Source organism: Mycobacteroides sp. H001, assembly GCF_001440005.1.
Lineage (GTDB): Bacteria > Actinomycetota > Actinomycetes > Mycobacteriales > Mycobacteriaceae > Mycobacterium > Mycobacterium gwanakae.
Window position 1 is genome coordinate 48987 of the sequence record NZ_LJYH01000050.1, and the last position, 18009, is coordinate 66995.

13 protein-coding genes are annotated in these 18009 nt (G+C 64.1%); 5 read left to right on the forward strand and 8 right to left on the reverse strand.

Annotated features, from left to right (window positions below):
• Positions 1 to 12 precede the first annotated feature (12 nt).
• Together AOT83_RS25360 and AOT83_RS25365 are read left to right on the forward strand one after the other, a co-directional pair.
• The gene (locus AOT83_RS25360; protein WP_030096760.1) at positions 13 to 1050 is read left to right on the forward strand and encodes an LLM class F420-dependent oxidoreductase; all 1038 of its coding nucleotides are present in this window, start codon (positions 13 to 15) and stop codon (positions 1048 to 1050) included.
• A gap of 60 nt (positions 1051 to 1110) precedes the next feature.
• A complete protein-coding gene (locus AOT83_RS25365) occupies positions 1111 to 2625 on the forward strand; it encodes an alkaline phosphatase D family protein (protein WP_057965779.1) in 1515 nt (504 codons plus the stop codon).
• Here AOT83_RS25365 and glmM read toward each other — a convergent pair.
• From glmM to eccCa, 7 genes are all read right to left on the reverse strand, one after another.
• Entirely contained in the window at positions 2622 to 3941 is a 1320-nt protein-coding gene (glmM, locus tag AOT83_RS25370; RefSeq protein WP_030096758.1) for a phosphoglucosamine mutase, read from the reverse strand. The two genes, AOT83_RS25365 and glmM, sit on opposite strands and share 4 nt — an antisense overlap.
• 103 nt (positions 3942 to 4044) lie before the next feature.
• Positions 4045 to 4578, reverse strand: coding sequence for a 30S ribosomal protein S9 (gene rpsI / locus AOT83_RS25375; protein ID WP_030096757.1), 534 nt, complete (start codon positions 4576 to 4578; stop codon positions 4045 to 4047).
• Positions 4575 to 5018 (reverse strand): 50S ribosomal protein L13, encoded by a 444-nt coding sequence (rplM, locus tag AOT83_RS25380; protein WP_030096756.1) that lies wholly within the window; start codon positions 5016 to 5018, stop codon positions 4575 to 4577. Before rplM ends, rpsI begins: the two co-directional genes overlap by 4 nt.
• Positions 5019 to 5304: 286 nt before the next feature.
• Complete coding sequence (locus AOT83_RS25385; RefSeq protein WP_057965780.1) at positions 5305 to 5589, reverse strand: WXG100 family type VII secretion target; 285 nt, start codon at positions 5587 to 5589, stop codon at positions 5305 to 5307.
• A 48-nt stretch (positions 5590 to 5637) separates the two neighbouring features.
• Positions 5638 to 5916, reverse strand: a complete 279-nt coding sequence (locus AOT83_RS25390) for a WXG100 family type VII secretion target (protein WP_057965781.1) — start codon at positions 5914 to 5916, stop codon at positions 5638 to 5640.
• Positions 5917 to 6059: 143 nt separating this feature from the next.
• Positions 6060 to 7439 (reverse strand): type VII secretion-associated protein, encoded by a 1380-nt coding sequence (locus tag AOT83_RS25395; RefSeq protein ID WP_057965782.1) that lies wholly within the window; start codon positions 7437 to 7439, stop codon positions 6060 to 6062.
• On the reverse strand, positions 7436 to 11422 hold the full coding sequence (gene eccCa / locus AOT83_RS25400; RefSeq protein ID WP_057965783.1) for a type VII secretion protein EccCa: 3987 nt from the start codon (positions 11420 to 11422) through the stop codon (positions 7436 to 7438). The genes AOT83_RS25395 and eccCa overlap by 4 nt, the downstream gene beginning before the upstream one ends.
• A gap of 265 nt (positions 11423 to 11687) precedes the next feature.
• Here eccCa and eccD point away from each other — a divergent pair, with 265 nt between their 5' ends.
• Together eccD and mycP are read left to right on the forward strand one after the other, a co-directional pair.
• On the forward strand, positions 11688 to 13223 hold the full coding sequence (gene eccD / locus AOT83_RS25405; RefSeq protein ID WP_057966418.1) for a type VII secretion integral membrane protein EccD: 1536 nt from the start codon (positions 11688 to 11690) through the stop codon (positions 13221 to 13223).
• Entirely contained in the window at positions 13220 to 14662 is a 1443-nt protein-coding gene (gene mycP, locus AOT83_RS25410; protein ID WP_057966419.1) for a type VII secretion-associated serine protease mycosin, read from the forward strand. The genes eccD and mycP overlap by 4 nt, the downstream gene beginning before the upstream one ends.
• Before the next feature lie 18 nt (positions 14663 to 14680).
• Here the strand turns inward: mycP and eccB are convergent, their stop codons facing one another.
• On the reverse strand, positions 14681 to 16159 hold the full coding sequence (eccB, locus tag AOT83_RS25415; protein ID WP_057966420.1) for a type VII secretion protein EccB: 1479 nt from the start codon (positions 16157 to 16159) through the stop codon (positions 14681 to 14683).
• Between the two features lie 206 nt (positions 16160 to 16365).
• Here eccB and eccE point away from each other — a divergent pair, with 206 nt between their 5' ends.
• On the forward strand, positions 16366 to 18000 hold the full coding sequence (eccE, locus tag AOT83_RS25420; protein ID WP_057966421.1) for a type VII secretion protein EccE: 1635 nt from the start codon (positions 16366 to 16368) through the stop codon (positions 17998 to 18000).
• The last annotated feature ends 9 nt before the right edge of the window (positions 18001 to 18009 follow it).

An 18009-nucleotide genomic window follows, 5' to 3' on the forward strand; every position in this document is an offset into this window, starting at 1 on the left:
TAGGGTCGCCGCATGCGCATTGGAACCACGCTGAGCTATGCCGGCGGATTCACCGAAGTCGTTGACGAGCTCGCTGAGCTGGAGAAAGTCGGGTTGGACATCGCGTTCGTCGCCGAGGCCTACTCGTATGACGCCGCGAGCCAGCTCGGGTTTCTCGCTGCCAAGACGTCCACCGTAAAGCTCGCGTCGGGGATCTTCCAGCTGTACACCCGAACCCCCACCTTGCTGGCCATGACGGCGGCCGGTCTGGATTATGTCTCCAACGGCCGGTTCGTCCTGGGCATCGGCGCCTCGGGCCCGCAGGTCATCGAGGGATTCCACGGCGTGAAGTACGACGCTCCCCTGGGCCGCACTCGTGAAACCGTCGAGATCTGCCGCAAGGTGTGGCGTCGGGAACGCCTGGAATTCGAAGGCAAGTACTTCACCGTGCCACTGCCTCCCGAACAGGGCACCGGCTTGGGCAAGGCGCTGAAGCTGATCAATCACCCAGTGCGCGACCGCATTCCGGTACTCATCGCCGCTCTTGGCCCCAAGAACGTGGCACTGACCGCCGAGATCGCCGAGGGCTGGCAGCCCATCTTCTTCCTTCCCGAGAAGGCCAATGACGTGTGGGGGGCCGCCCTGGCCGAAGGCAAGGCCAAGCGCGACCCGTCACTCGGCGAGCTCGAGGTCTACGCCGGGCCCGCACTCGCGATCGGTGACGACGTCGAAGCGCTGTACGGATTCGTCAAGCCGAGCCTGGCGCTCTACATCGGCGGCATGGGCGCCAAGGGCAAGAACTTCTACCACAACCTCGCGACCGCATACGGTTTCGGCAAGGAAGCCGACACCATCCAGGAGCTTTACCTGGCGGGCAAGAAGGCCGAGGCGACCGACGCGGTGCCTGACGAGCTGGTCAGGAACATCTCGCTCATCGGGCCCAAGAGCTTTGTCGCCGAACGGGTTGCGGCCTTCAAGGAGGCAGGTGTGACGACTCTCAATGTCGCTCCGCTCGCCGCCGATGCGGCAGGCCGGATCAAGCATGTCGAGGCTCTGCGCGAGCTGCTGTGATTCGTACGCCGTTCGCGTAGCGTTCGGCGTACGTTTGCCTGCCACCCCGAAGGTGGTGGGATGACAGCCATTCCGCGCCGCACGGTCCTGCGTGCCGCCCTGCTTGGGCTCGCTGTTGCCCCGGCCGCGGCATGCGGGCCGGCGTTGGTGACTACTCGTCCGAGACTGACGCATGGAGTCGCAAGCGGATTCCCCCGCTCCGACGGGGCGCTGGTCTGGGCCCGCTCGGATCGCCCGGCCACCATGCTCGTCGAAACAGCTGCCACCGAAAGCTTCTCGAACGTGCGACGTTTCACCGGGCCGATCCTCACACCCGAGACCGACGGAACGGGCCGACTGCGTCTCACCGGCCTGCCCGCGGACTCCGAGGTGCACTACCGGATCACACTGGACTCCGATGGAGCCCTGAGTGAGCCTGTTACCGGCGTCTTCCGGACAGCACCGACCGACGCACGAAACGTGCGACTGATCTGGTCCGGCGATGTGGCGGGACAAGGATTCGGCATCAATCCAGACGTCGGCGGGATGAGGATCTTCCGCACCATGGCGGACCGGAATCCGCAGTTCTTCCTGCACAGCGGGGACACGGTGTACGCGGATGTTCCGATCCAGGAAACATTGACCCTGCCCGACGGACGGATATGGCGCAACGAGGTATCCGAGGCGAAAAGCGCTGTGGCACAGACACTCGACCAGTATCGCGGCCAACACGCGTACAACCTCACCGATGCAAACTACCGCTACTTCAACGCGCACGTTCCGCAACTAGTGCAGTGGGATGACCACGAAGTGCTCAACAACTGGTATCCGGGCGAGATTCTGGAGAACGACAAGTACACCGAAAAGCGAGTCGATGTGCTCGCACAACACGGGCACCGGGCATTCCATGAATGGCAACCAACCGAACGCCGCGAAGCTGTTGACGGCCTTGTGTACCAACGAGTCTCATACGGTCCGCTATTGGACGTGTTCATCCTCGACATGCGCAGCTACAAGGATCCCAACTCCACCAACCGGCAGCAGCATGGCGCCATCTTCGGCGCCCGCCAAACCGAATGGCTGATCAACGCCATGGCCTCATCCAAGGCAGTATGGAAGATCGTCGCCAATGACCTGCCGCTGGCGCTGGTGGTACCCGACGGCAAGACGAACTTCGAGGCCGTCGCCAATGGCGATAACGGCCCCGCTCTGGGGCGAGAAACCGAACTGGCACACATCCTCTCGCAACTGAAAGCGCGACAGGTCCGCAATGTGGTGTGGCTGACCGCCGATGTGCACTACACCGCGGCGCATGAATACTCGCCTGCGCGTGCCGCCTTCACAGACTTCGACCCGTTCTGGGAGTTTGTGTCGGGTCCACTGCATGCCGGCGCCGGCCAGGAGAAGCCACTCGACGGAACCTTCGGACCTCGAGCGGATTACGTCCACGCGGCACCGCCGGATCAGCAGTCACCGCTGGACGGTTACCAGCATTTCGGGCAGGTCGATATCGACGGCACAAGCGGCGATCTCACCGTCACCCTGTGCGACGCCGCGGGTTCCGCGCTGTACACCCGCAGCCTGGCGCGCGCCTAGACCGCGCCGACCACCTCGGCCACCCGCTCGGCGAGGCGCTGTGCGGTCGACTGCTCGTCGGCCTCCACCATGACACGAACGAGTTGCTCGGTTCCGGAAGGACGCAACAAGATTCGGCCATTGCCCGCAAGCTCAGACTCCACAGCGGCGACGGCCGCAAGCACCTCGGGCGCCTTCGCCACCGTGTGCTTATCCGAGACCGGCACGTTGATCAGCGTCTGCGGCAGGCTACGCATCGCGGATGCAAGATCGGCCAATGACTTACCTGTTTGAGCCATCCGGGACATGAGACGCAGGCCGGTGACGATCCCGTCTCCGGTAGTGGCCAGTGAGGGCAACACGATGTGGCCGGATTGCTCGCCCCCCAAGGCGAATTGGCCCGCGCGCAACTCCTCCAGCACATAGCGGTCACCGACACCGGTGACCTTGACGTCGATGCCCGCCGAACGCATGGCGATATGCAATCCCTGATTGCTCATCACCGTGGTGACCAGCGTGTTGTCGGTAAGTTCACCGGCTTCCGCCATCGCCGCGGCGAGCACGACCATGATGGCGTCGCCATCGATGACGTTCCCATCCGCATCTACCGCAAGGCATCTGTCAGCGTCGCCGTCATGCGCAAGCCCGAGGTGAGCATCGTGGGCCTTCACGGCGGCCTGCAGTGGACCGAGATGCGTTGACCCACAACCGTCGTTGATATTGAGCCCATCAGGGTCGGCATTGATGTCTATCACGTGGGCACCCGCGGCGCGGTAGGCCAAGGGCGCCGCGTCGGAGGCCGCGCCGTGCGCACAATCGACCACCACGGTGACTCCGCTCAGCGGATGGGTGGCGGCATTGTGAACATGATGCAGATACCGGTCGAGGGCGTCGACGGCGTCGCGCACACGCCCGATGCCCGCCCCGGTCGGACGTGCCGCAGGAGTATCCAGCTGCGCCTCGATGGCATCCTCGGCGGAGTCATCAAGCTTGTGACCGCCGGCGCCGAAGATCTTGATGCCGTTGTCCGGCATGGGGTTATGCGAGGCCGAGATCATGACGCCGAAGGCCGCGCCGTAGGCGCCCGTCAGGTATGCCACCGCCGGGGTGGGCAGCACACCGACTCGCAACACGTCGACGCCTTCTGCCGCGATACCCGCGACAACCGCAGCCTCCAACATCTCACCACTGGCGCGCGGATCTCGGCCCACGACCGCGATGGCGTGACCACTGGCCAACGACCGCGCCGCGGCCGAGCCCAGCGCGACCGCAAGCTCGGCTGTCAGCTCGGCATTCGCGACACCACGCACACCGTCAGTGCCGAATAGTGAGCCCATGCAGTAAACCTTCCATAACCAGTCATATCAAACTGGCCCAATAACGCGATTGCGCCGACACACAGGTTGTGTGCCGGCGCAATACGCGGACGAACAGAGTCGATCAGCGCTTCGAGTACTGAGGCGCCTTACGGGCCTTCTTGAGACCGTACTTCTTACGCTCGATCGCACGCGGGTCACGAGTGAGGAAGCCGGCCTTCTTCAGCACCGGACGGTCCTCGGGCTCCACGATGATGAGCGCACGGGCGATGGCCAGACGCAGTGCGCCCGCCTGACCCGAAGGGCCGCCACCGGACAGGTGAGCGTAGATGTCCACGCTGTCCACACGGTTGACGGAAACCAGCGGCGCCTTGATGAGCTGCTGGTGCACCTTGTTCGGGAAGTACTCCTCCAGAGTGCGGCCATCCAGGTGGAACTTGCCGGTGCCGGGGACGAGGCGCACGCGGACGACGGCCTCCTTGCGGCGGCCAACGGTCTGGATGGGCTTGTCGATGACGACGGGCCCACGAGGAGCGGCCTTGACGGCAGTCTCTTCGGCGGAATCCTCAACAACGACCTCGACGACCGCTTGGTCGCCGCCGTCCACTGCGATGTCCGCGTTCTCTTCGGGGGTCTGCTCTTCGGCGATATCGGTCACTGAGCCACCTGCTTAATCTCGAACGGGATCGGCTGCTGCGCGGCGTGCGGGTGCTCGGGACCTGCGTACACCTTCAGCTTGCGCTCGATCTGGCGGCCAAGCTTGTTCTTGGGCAGCATGCCGATGATTGCCTTCTCCACCGTGCGAGTGGGGAACTTCTCCAGCTGCTCGCCGATGCTGCGCTTACGCAGACCGCCCGGGAAACCCGAGTGACGGTAGGCGAACTTGTCGGTGAGCTTCTTGCCGCTGAGGGCAATCTTCTCTGCGTTGATGATGACGACGAAATCGCCACCATCAGCATGCGGGGCGTAGGTCGGCTTGTGCTTGCCGCGCAGCAGGGTGGCTGCTTGAACGGCAAGACGGCCGAGCACTACATCCGTGGCGTCGATGACATACCAGCTTGTGGTGATGTCACCCGCCTTCGGCGTGTAGGTAGGCACAGTCTTTCCTTGTCTACTCGGGTGGATCCCCGGACGGCTGTTGCCGTTCGGAGCGCTGGTCATGGCGGACGGTGGAGGTTGATCTCGGCGACCAGTGGTGACCCGAGCCTCGTGTGCGATGACATACCGCACGCCAACGGAGGAGCTTACCGGGCGACGTCACCGCAGGTCAAAACGCGGTCGAGCCCGCCGTGTGAGCACCCCGGATGCTTCCACAAAAAACTGTGGGGCCTTGGCGGCTCTCCTCCGCCAAGGCCCCACAGGGTCTTCATTGCTGCCGGGATGATTAGTGCCAGGCTCCCGCAGCGCTCTGGTCGGTGTGCTGCGCGTCCTGGTTACCCTGATCAACCTTGGAGTTGAGCTGAGTCAGGATCTGGTTCAGATCCTGAGCCGACTGGTGCCAAGCCTTCTGGTATTCCTGATAAGCAGTCGCCTCCTGGCCCTGGGCCTGCTGGACCAACGGATCGATATCGTGTCGCAGCTCTTCTAGACCGGCTTGGAACTTGTTGATGATGCCCTTGACATCCGCAACCAGCGCGTCGATCTCGCCGTGGTTATACGTGATCTGCATGGTCAATCCCCTTTGCTATGTGATGCCTTGATGACTATTGCGGGACGCTTAAAAGGTCTGCCCCTCGTCCATTTCCTGGATGCGACGCTTGTTCGACTCCATGGTGTCGTGGATCCCGATCAGCACCTTCTGGATGTCACCCATCTCCTGATCGAAACGAGCCATCGCCTCGTCAAAGGCATGCCGCGCCTGCCCCTGCCAGGTGCTGGTACCCACCGCTACACGGTCCCGCAGCTGGTTCTGCATCGCAGTGAACTCCTGGTACTTGCCGTCGATCTTCTTGGCAGTCTGGTCGAGCAGCGCCAGGTCGTTCTGGAAAACAGCCACTTCAGTTCCTCCCTTGTCCCCAGGCCCGGCCAGTCACGGGGTGTGACTTCCGGTTTCTGGCCGGTTTTGTCCTTACACCTACATACGATGGCCTGAATGCTCGATCGGTTCCATCTTTTCCAGATTTTTTTCCAGCAATCTCGCTAGTTACCCGAGATTACCTTTCGCACGGTTCGTATTGCCATATCACAAGCCTTTTGAACATCGACGTAGCTATCTCTCATAAACTGACAGCCAATACCTATTCTCAGGTCGTCGTCCAGAAGCACGGTCCATACGATGTCATGCCCCGGGCGAACCTCCGTGTAGGTGACAGCTGGCCGGTCCGCCTTGCGGTCGTCGGCTTTGAAATCTGTGAATACCCCCGGCGACTCCTTCGCCATGGCAGCTCGCAATGTCTCGGCGGTTGCGGCCAGAGTTTCTGTCGGATTCACCCGCACCTGAGTCACGTGCACGACCGCCTCGGGGTCCACGGGTGAGATCACCTCGACCCTCGCTGAGCCGGCACCGCCCGCAGGGATACGCCGTACTGCCCAATCGGCGGGCACCATGAACTGCACATGCCCCTCTACCAGCAGTGATGTCGCGGCGACGGGTGCCGTGGGCGACGGTCGCCGCTCGCGCGTGGAGGCCACGGTCAAGACAACACCGGTCACAACCACGGCCGCGGCCAGGCCAATCGCGGCAAGCGGCCACCACGCGGGGCGCCGCGGCGTGGACCTTGCGGGCGGTGCGGTTGTCCATTCGGGCCTTCTGGCCACAACGGGCTCTTCGGCCTGCTCATCGACGAACGCCGGCCCCCGCGGGGCCTGACCGACATCGCGGAACACCGAATCCTCGGCGACCTGCGATACCCCAGGAGTCAAGCCGATCCGATCGACCGCGCCGACGATCGCCTCACCCATCTCACTATCGGCCGAGTCGACGAGGATCGCGGCGACTCCCGTCGATTCGCTGCGGACCACCTCCTCAACGGCACGCGCCACGGCGCGCGCAACATCTGCGGCGCTCTTGGTCTCCCAGGACCGTTCTTCGAGATGATGAACCGTCGCCTCCGGCTCACCGGCGGAGCCGTGCGCCACGACGATGACGGCGACCTCACCAGGTGACACCTCGACCACCACCAGGGAGCGCCCCGACAAATCGGTGCGCACACCGCGCTGGGCCAGAGCGATGGCGCGCGACCGCACGGTCAGCGTCGCGGCCATCATCCGCGCGGCATTCGACAACACAGTGCGCCGTCCAGGACTCCACGCCGTCGGATGGATCAGCTGCATCGAATCGAGGCGAACCGGCGCATTCTGGTCAGTGAGCAACGATTCGAACAGGGCTGCCCAGAGCGCGCGCGACGGAACCACGCGATCTGGCAACAGAGCGATCTCATCATCGAGCGCGGCGACCGCCGACCGAACATCGGAATGCCCGGCCTCGCGGATGCCGACCTCGGTTCGCGCCCGGACTGCGGTCTCGGTCACTTCGATCGCCACCCGCGGCCCTATCTGCGGGTCGCGATCCAGAGTCACCGCGGATCGCTCCAAGCAACTTGGATCAGCTGTTGACCGCCCGAGCGCATGACCAGGGTGCCACGGCCCGGCGGCTGCTCACTCGGTCTGACCGTCCCCAGCAGCACACCCTCGTCTTTGTTGCCGCTCATCTGTAAACCGATGCAGGACAGGTCCTTCATGCGCGCCATCATTGGCTCGAACATCGCCCGCGAGGCACCGCTCGTGCGACGTGCGATCACAACATGCAGGCCGATGTCCTTCGAGTGTGGCAGGTACTCCGCCAGCGGCAGCAGCGGGTTTCCACTCGGCAAAGCCACCAGGTCGTAGTCGTCGACCAGGATGTAGATCTCCGGGCCAGACCACCATGACCTGTCCCGCAACTCCTGTTGAGTCACATCGGGTCCCGGCATGCGCGACTTGAGGAGCTCGATCAACGCAGGCACCTCATCGACCAAGGTATTACTCGACATTGCGTACTTGGCCAGATGCTCGCTCTCGACGACACCCAGCAAGGTGCGCCGATAGTCCACGATGAACAACTGCGCCTGTTGCGGGGTAGTAGTGCGGACGATCTCACGACACATGGTGCGCAACAAGCCGGTCTTGCCGCACTCGCTGTCGCCGAAGATCATCATGTGCGGCTGCTCGCCGAATTCCAGGAACGTCGGAGCCAGCTCGGTTTCGTTGATACCGACGAGGATGCGCAGGTTCGGCTGATCGTTTTGGGGTGCCTGCGGAACCAGTGCGGCGTAATCAATCTTGTGCGGCAGCATGCGAACCATCGGTGCTTCCGCCGTACTGCGTTGGCGCATACTCGCCGCGGCCACACTGATCGCCTCACCAAGGTCCTGATTCGACGAGACACTGTCGACGCGCGGCAATCCGATGAGCATGTGCCGACGGTCGCGGGTAATACCCCGGCCCGGCCTGCCATCCGGAACAAGCTGTGCCAGCTTGCGATCGAAGTCCGAGTCCAGCGGATCACCGAGACGAAGCTCGACGCGCGTGCCAATCTGGTCCTTCAGGGCCGGACGGATCTCGGCCCAGCGCGACGCCGTGACCACCGTGTGCACACCGAAACCGAGCCCCTGCGCCGCAAGCGCGGTCACCTGCGGCTCGAGAGCCTCGAACTCCTGACGTACGGTGGACCAGCCATCGATGATGAAAAACACGTCGCCGAAAGGATCATTCGCAAGCTGTGGGTCACCGACACCCTTACGTCGCCGATACTCGGCCATCGAGTCAATTCCATAGGTGCGGAAGGCATTCTCGCGTGATCTGACAATCGTCAGCATTTCGGCGAATGTGCGCCGGATCAGATCTGATTCCAGGCGGCTGGCCACCGAACCGACATGCGGTAGCTGCGCCAATGACGTGAGCGTGCCACCACCGAAGTCCAGACAGTAAAACTGCACCTGCGCGGGACTGTGTGTCACCGCAAGCGAGGTCACCAGGGTGCGGATAGCCATCGACTTCCCGGACTGTGGTGCGCCGACGATGGCGACGTTGCCCGCCGCCCCGGACAGATCGACGATGTACGGGTCGCGTCGCTGCTCGTACGGCCGGTCCACGATTCCGATCGGTACAGTCAGACTGCCCACCGCGTCGAAACCGGCACGACCATGACGAGGAATTAGGTCGCCCAACGTGGGCGAATCGTCAAGTGGCGGAAGCCACACCTCGTGAGCCGGATTGCCATGCCCCTCAACGCGATCGAGGATTGTGTCGATGACTGACCGCCCTATTACCCCTTCGGATACGGCTGGAGTGTCATCTTCGGCTACTTCTGCGGGACGCATTTGCAGCGCCACCGGCGCCGCGGTGAACAACCGTGGCGCGGCTCCGGTTCCGGTGGAGGCTACGGCTCGACGCGCCGGCCCATACGGCACATACGCACCAGACACATAAGAGGTTTGGAACCGGGTCAGCTCCCCCGAGTCGTCCTTGAGGTAGCAGGAACCGGGGGTGTTGGGCAGATGATAGGCATCCGGCACACCGATGGCGGCACGGGATTCGTTGGCCGAGAATGTCTTCAAGCACAGCCGGTAGGAGAGGTGTGATTCCAGCCCGCGTAGACGACCCTCATCCAGACGCTGCGAAGCAAGCAGCAGGTGCACATGCAGCGACCGGCCCAACCGGCCGATTGCCACGAACAGCTCCGCGAAGTCCGGGTGCTGACTGAGCAATTCGGAGAACTCGTCGACGATGATGAACAGTGCCGGCAATGGGGCAAGGGACGCGCCCGCGACGCGGGCACGCTCGTACTCGGTGACATTGGCGAAGTTCCCCGCGGCACGCAGCAACTCCTGGCGCCGGTTCATCTCGCCGGCGAGCGCATCCTTCATGCGGGACACCAGGTTTGCTTCTTCAGCGAGGTTGGTGATGATGGCCGCGACATGCTGTGCCCGGTCCAAGCCGAGGAATGTCGCCCCGCCCTTGAAGTCGACGAGCACAAGATTGAGCGCATCCGGCGAGTGGGTCGCGATCATGCCGAGTGTCAACGTGCGCAGGAACTCCGACTTACCCGAGCCGGTCGCACCGATGCAGAGCCCGTGTGGACCCATGCCGTTCTCGGCGGCTTCCTTGATATCCAGCTCCATCGGAGTGCCGTCGACCGCGATGCCTATCGGGACCCGCAGCCTGTCACGGCCAACCCTATTCCGCCACACCACTTCCGGGTTGAGTAGCCCGGGATCACCGATACCCAGGATATCGGACCAGCGCGTGCTGACTTCCGTCTGGATCTGAACCTCGTCGCCGCTGCCCGTCAGTACCCGGTAGGGCGCCAGGCGGCGCGCGCACGCCATCGCCTCCGTGACGGTGAGGTGATCCGGGTGGGCGAAAACCTCGGACCCGACGTTGCCCTTCGCGCCCAGCCCGCGTTCGGTCAGCTCCAACTGCATACCGCGACGGGCCGCAAGCGGATCCACTCTGGTACCGATCTCGACCAGAGTCACCGAATCGATGCCGTGGTCGACAATGAGGCGTTCGGATCCGATCAGCGTGCCGCTATCGACGATGATCAGAATCTGCGGCCGGTCAGCGGATGGCTGCGCGGTCCGCGAGAACCTTTCCCGCTCAGTGATCAGCGACGCCAACGATTCCTCGACCTCACCCAGCGAGTGGTAGACGAGTCGAGAAGAGCCGACGCCATCGAACGCGCTCGGATGCTGGGAGTGCGGAAGCCACTTGAGCCAGTCCCAGTGCGGCGCCGCATGCCGATTGACCACCGCAGCCACCAGGAATTGATCCGGCCCATGGAACATCGCCAGCTGACAGATCATGGCGCGCAACATGCCTCGCGCCACCTCCGGTGAACCATCGATGGTGACGGCCGCAAAACCTCTCAGGTTCAACGCAATAGGCAGCTCGGGCACTAACGAGTGTGTCCGCACGAACCGGCGCAGCGCCACCGATGCGACCGGTTCCAGTTCTTCAACCGGGCCGATCTCCGGCGCCACCAACTGGGCCGCCAGACGCTGATCCCCGACACCTACACGCACATGGCAGTAGTCAATGTCTGCGGGACGCCGCTCCCACATACGACGGCCACCGGCCAATGTCCAGAGCGCGGCGGGATCCGGGTTGTTCCAGAGTAAGGCCTTGCGCTGGGCCGCACCGGTGTCGGTGACGTTCTTGCGCACCACTTCGAGGTAACGCAGGTAATCCTTGCGGTCCTCGTTGATTTCGCCGGTCTTGGCTCCCTTGCCCCCGCTGTTGGACACCATGCTGACCATCGAGACCATCATCATGATGGGGAACAGCATGAACATCGGGTTGCGCATCATCCCGCCGCCCGCCCCGCCACCCCAGCTCCCCGAGGTGACGAAGAAGGCGATCATGCCGACCATGGCGATCACCATGACCAGCGGCATGATCTTCGCAATGATCGGAGACGGGACCGGCCGCGGAATCTCCGGCGGCGGCTGCACATTGACCTCACCGCCCGGGACACGAGGCACAGCAAGACGAGGCCGACGAATGAATATTGTGGTGTTCACCCCGCGCTCACTCAGGCCCTCCGGTTCCCCCGCGTCACATCTGTGGCAATCTGCGGTACTCACGCTACCGCCCCGCCCACGGCGGGCTACAGGATAGAGCCGTTATATCCGGTGCCGCAACGAATTCGCTCACAAGATCGCTGCTACCGCTGGTCTCATGGTCGGCCTTCGCCCGGATGCGCCGAACCGCTGGCGACGCTCACCAGCGTTCGGCTAGTGTGCATGCGCAAAGATCAACGACCGTGGGGGCAGGCAGGGGCACAGCATGACACATGCACAGTCGGGCGCCGGGCAGCGTTCGGCAGTACTCGAACTGTGCCGCGTTTCCATTCAAGCTGAGCGCACCCAGGTCGATCTGGCGCTGCCGACGAGTGTCCCGCTGGCGCTTTTGGTCGGCTCGATAGTCGACATCATCAACCAACATGTCGGCGTTCCCGAACTGACCAGCCCGCAAGACGCTGTGGAAACGCATTGGCGTTTGTCCCGGCCGGGTCAGCCGCCCATGCAGATGTCCAGCACCCTCGGAGAGCTAGAGGTCCGCGATGGCGATCAACTGATTCTCACCGCGTCCGACGTGGCTGCACCGGATCCGCTGTTCGACGACGTCTTCCTTGCTGTGTCCACATTCCGGACCGTGTCGGCGCATCCGTGGAGCCGGACTGCCGCCCGGATACTCGGCGCCTCCGCATGCGGCCTGGCCGCCGTGCTCGGCGCTACGGCGCTGTTACACGCCGGCGCCACAAACCCCGGGCTGCTCCTTCCCATCATCGCGGTGGCGATCGCATTGGTGTCCATCACCGCCGCAGTGTTCGCCAACCGGGTCTATGACGATTCCCTAGCCTCGGTGATGCTGAGCCACTGCGCCGTCGCCTTCTCGGCGGTGGCCGGGGCGCTGTTCGTACCGGGAAAGTACGGCGCCCCACACGTGATGCTGGCACTCATGGTGGCGATGGTCGTATCCATCCTCGCCATGCGCGCGACCGGCACCGGAACGATGTCCCTTGTCGCGGCCGCGTCGGCATCCCTGCTCGGGTTCGGAGCAGCCCTGGGTTACGTGCTTTTCGCTCCCCCGATCTACAGCCTCGGTGCCGTGCTCGGCTCGGTCGGCATCTGCGCGTTGGCGCTCTCTCCGCGCGTGGCCATGGTGCTCGCCCGACTGCCGCTTCCCCCGGTGCCCACCCAGGGCGCACCTTCGCGTCCCGAACATTCGACGGCGCCGATCGACGCCATCGAAGGTCTCGACGGACTCGATACCGAGGGTGATGATGTCGAGGACGCCACGGCCCTGCCGCCGCTGCCCGACCTTCGAGAGAAGGCGCTGAGGGCGCACGCAGTACTGACCGGATTGGTGTGCGGCACATCCACCGTCACTGCGGCGGGGGCCATGCTGGCGGCACTGACCTTCCCCGGGGCGGGCGAACATCACCCCACCGGCCCACACCGATTCAGTGGTGTGGTGCTCGCCGGATTGATCGCGCTGGCGATGATGCTTCGGGCACGCTCGCACGCCGACCTCGCACAGACGGTCGCGATCAACCTGGGCGGCTTGGCAATTCCGACCGCGGCATTCGCGTTCATCGCGGTCGCGTACCCGACGGCGGCGGTGTTCACTACCGTATTGACAACGATCGCGGCCGGTTGCGCCATCGCCCTCGGCTTCGTGGTGTCGGCCCGCAAGTACTCACCAGTGGCCCGCCGCACGGTGGAGATCATCGAATACATGGCTCTATCGCTGATCGTTCCGATTGCCGTCTGGGTGTGCGGCGTGTACAGCGCCGTACGGGGATTGAACCTGCCATGAACCTCGGCGTGGCCCGCCGCGTCGCCACCACTGCGGCCGTTGTGATGTTGGCGATGTCATCGCAGCTGGCGACCGGTTCGATGCAGATGCTGGCGACCGCGCACGCCTTCGCGCCACTTCCTGTCGATCCGAGCATGCTCCCGGGCCCGCGACCTCCCGCTCCCGTCGAACCCACGGAACAGAAGGAACTGTGCCGATTCCCCGGCATTGATCCCAAGCGCGATCTCAACAAGGTGCCTACCCAGCAGCGCGGGTTGGATCTACCGTTGGTCTGGCAGCTATCGCGCGGCGCGGGCCAGACGGTCGCGGTGATCGATACGGGTGTGGCGCGCAGTCCGCGGCTGCCACCCTTGATCCCCGGCGGCGATTACGTCTTCGAAGGCGGCAACGGCACCCAGGACTGCGATGCACACGGCACCATCGTGGCCGGAATTATCGCCGCCGCACCAGATCCCACCGGGGCGAGCGCGTTCAGCGGTATCGCACCCGATGTCAGTCTTATCACTATTCGTCAGTCCAGCGCGAAGTTCGCGGTGAAGAACAAGGGCGGCGGGGGCGACAGGGACGATCCCTCCAAGATCAGCGGTGTCGGAAACGTCGACACCCTAGCCATGGCGGTGCGCACTGCGGCCGACCTCGGCGCCACCGTCATCAACATCTCCGAGGTGGCCTGCGCCTCCGCCAAACAATTCCTGGATGACCGCCCGCTGGGCGCTGCCCTGCAATACGCCGTGGACGTCAAGAACGTGGTGGTGGTCGTTGCCGCGGGAAATGTTGGCGACGGCCAGTGCAAAAACCAGAACCCTCCACCGGATCCGGCGCGGCCCAACACCCCGGACTGGGATTCCCTCCTGGAGACGGTGAGTCCGGCTTGGTACAACGACCTCGTCCTGACGGTGGGCTCGATCGGCCTGGACGGGCAACCCTCGAAATTCAGTCTCGGTGGCCCCTGGGTCGATGTTTCTGCTCCTGGCGAAGACATCGTATCGCTGGACCCCAACCGTGATGCGCTGACCAACGCCTACATGGGCGAGCAAGGCCCGGTACCCATCCAGGGCACCAGTTTCTCCGCGCCGGTCGTCAGTGGTGTTGTCGCGCTGGTGCGTTCACGCTTCCCTCAGCTCAGCGCGCGCGAAGTGATGGACCGCATCAAGAACACCGCACACCGCCCTCCGGGCGGCTGGGACCCTTATCTGGGCTACGGCGTAGTGGACGCACTGGCGGCGATCAGCGACGACCTCGGTACCACCAGTGATCTTGCCCGCGCCAACGCGGCCAAGAAGCTGCAGCTGCCGCCCGCACCCGCGCCACCCGACCCACGACCACGACGCGTCGCTCTCATCGGAATAGCGGCCTGCGCGGCATTCCTCGCCGCGGCGCTGGCGATGCTCGCGCCGGTCCGCAAGCTCCGACAGGGCCGGGACAACTCCACCGAATAGAATAACGGCGGTGGCACTTTAGGCAGGCGCTGTAGTCGATGCCGACGGATTGATGGCCAAACCTGTCTTGTCCGGTGGCATTCCGTCGTGCACGACAAGTGCGTCTTCCTTGCTCAGTCGAGGCCCCGGCGGCAGCAGCCCGACGACCGGCCATGGGGCAGGAACGGGTTCAACCGTGAGCCCCAAAGCTTTTGCGGCCTCCAGATTCCCGATGCCAAAACGCACGCCGGTATCGAGGATGAGGTAGAGAGACTCGGCGCGCCCGGAATCGCCGCCCAAACCGGTGGACCGCACGAAGGCGCTGCGCGCGGGTGGAATATAGGCCGTGTCGAGGTTAGGGCCCTCCTTGTCGGCCTGCGCCAGCACCACCGGAACCTGATCGGTCGTCAACGGCAGCGAGTTACCCATCAAAAGCTTTGTCGAGGCGTGCTCCTGCGTTTTCTCCTGACCGGGCTTCCAGCTGCTGCACAGCACCGACTTCTCCGGGACATCCACGATCTTTCCCGCGCGGTCTGGAAAAGTCTGTACCGCAAGCACATTGAGACTCTGATGTCCCGAGATCACATCCGGTGCGACGGTGACGATGTCCTGCGCGCCTTGAGAGTCGGAGAACCGGATCAGATCGGCGGTGACCTCGTTGACGCGTTGCACTCCGTCCGAGAGCACCACGTAATACTCGGCAGAGTCCGCGCGACTCATCTTGATGACCGACCCGACTCGAATACCGCCAGTGGTGATAGGTGAAGACCTTCCCGCATCCGGGATGGGCGGCGGCGCGATAGCCGGAACCTCCGGAATCGCATTGAGGACTGACATCGAGATCGGCCGGGGCTGCACACCTTCCAGCCTCAGCGCGCGGGTCACCGCGGGGTTCGTCAGGTCCACCGCGGCGCGCTTGCCGTCGTAGAGCAGATATATCTGGCTGTTCACCGTCACCAGGGCATACCTGTCCTTCGGCATCTCCTGGTTGCCGTTCTCGAGGGTCACCTTGCCGGCGATCACCGTAGAAGTGACCGTGGAGCTCGGCGGGGACGTCGCGACATCGCACACCGTCCAGATGGTGTCGTCCCCGGTTAGCGGCCCCGGAATAGAGGCCGGCGCACCGGGAATCCCGACCAGCGGGCCGCGCCGCGCCTTGGCCAGCTCCGAGTCCTTGACCGGCCTGGGATTCTCGTTGTTCCCGGAGATCAACCGGGCCGACGCCAAATTGAGTGCGGGGTGAAGTGTGTCCTGGATCCGGACGTAGACGGCGCCGGTGTCTTTGGCCATAACGATGGGCTGATCACCCAGCGGCATGTTGGGCCGAAAGAACGCCAAGATCGCACATCCGGCGACGACGACAGCGGCCAGCGCGATGCCGACCATGAGCGAACTGGACTGCGATCGCATCGGGTCGTGAATCATTCGGACGTCACGGCGAACCAGCGCGTGTTCCATACGCCGCACCAGAAACCGGTACCCGCTTACCTGCAGTCGGGTGGTCGGTTGTCGCGCCATCGTCCCCCTCCAGGAAGTCTGCGGAACTCGGATCTACGACCCAACGATGCGGCTAGGTCCGCCCCCGGATCTTGTCAGATGGTACGTACCAGCCACACGGCCATGCAGCCTATTGCAATACTGGGCAACCACGATAGGTTGCGGGTGGCCACCGCGATGCCCGAGTCGGGTCGGCGCGGCATCACGGCGGGACGAAAGGGGGAACGATGACCTTGAGCGGAGCCGCGCCGGAACAGGTACGTCGGGCCACGATGCCGATCCAGATCATGGTGACCTCGCAACTGCTGATTCTCGCCGCGGTCCTGATTTCCTTGCTGTTCGGCTGGCCGTGGTGGGCCGCGTTGTTGATCGCGATCGCGGCCTTGGCACTCGCCCTCGGCCGTTGGGGCGGTCAGACGGTCAGGCATTGGGCAGTTACCGGATTCAAGTATCTGACGGGCCGCACTTACCGAAGCTCGGGCAGCATCGCCGACACCCCCAGCAGCCAGGACAGCTGGACCGGAACTCGTTGGGAGAATGGCAAACTCATCACGGTGCTGGAAGTCAGCGCAACCCAACGCCACCCCTCCGTCATCACCCCGGACCACTGCGCCACCGACTCACTGGTGCCCCTGCGCGTGCTGCGGGAGTGCATGCATCAGAACGACATCGAGCTGGAGAGCATCGACGTCATCAGCAACGGTCAACGCACAGCACAAGGCACGGTCCTGCGCGGCGGGTACGACCGGCTGGTGGGCCCGCTACCTGCCGTCGCCATCCGCACCGTCTGGGTGGTACTGAGATTCGACCCCGGCGCGAACGTCGACGCGGTCTTCCGCCGCGGAGGCAGCCGGCGTGGCGCGGAACGATGTGCCGTCATCGCCACCGCACGGGTCCGCCGGGCATTGGCGGCGGCCCACTGCGCCAGCACCATCCTGCAGGCGGGCCAGATTCACCGGATCAGCGCCGAAATGCTCCGGCAGCACGCGGGCGCACCCATGCACGAGGAGTGGGGCGGGCTCATGCTCATCGACTCCTACAACGTCGCGATGGGAATTGACCCGTGGTACATCACCGATGCCACCCTCACGGGACTGTGGGCGCGGCCCACGCTGGAGACCACCGTGACGGTTCGGCTGCGCCCGGCCGCGAAGGGCCGCACATCGGTTGGCGCACTGGTGCGGTGGGCAACCGACGAACAACTTCCGATACGCCATTCCACGGGCATGACCTCACTGAACGGGAGTCAGCGCGACGCGTTCTTCGCCGGACTTCCCGTGGGGGCCATCGGGTTGGAGTACCTGACCCGCAGCATCGAGATGAGCAACGAGGAACTCGACGGCATTCATCTGCCGACATCGGGCTGCGGACAATTGATCGGCTCGGATATGTCCGGCCGCGCGATCGCCGCACGATTGTCCGGCCAGGGCGTTCACACCGTGGTGGTCCGCGCCGAACTCTACGTATGCCAACAGGTGGTGCTCAGAGCGGTGGCGATCGGAGCACTTGTGGCCGTCTACACCGACCGTCCCCACATGTGGGATGTCATGGTGACCTCGATCGGCGACGCCAACCGCATCCAATTCGCCAGTGGCCCGGGCTTTATCGACCCTCGATGCACGCTGGCCGTGGTGGACGGCATGCAGCCGACCGCACTTCCGAGCAACTGCACGGCACTACACATCATCAGCAGCGAGTACGACGCACTGCCCGCCCGGCCGGATGTCATCATCGACCAGCCCAATGGCTACGGCGACCACATCCTCTTGACCGCCGCTGGCGAGACCATCCAGGTCCGCCTCGTGACGGTCAGCGATGAGTTGGCCTACCTGGGCCGGCCGATACAGGCTTTCGCACAGTAGAAGTTTCGC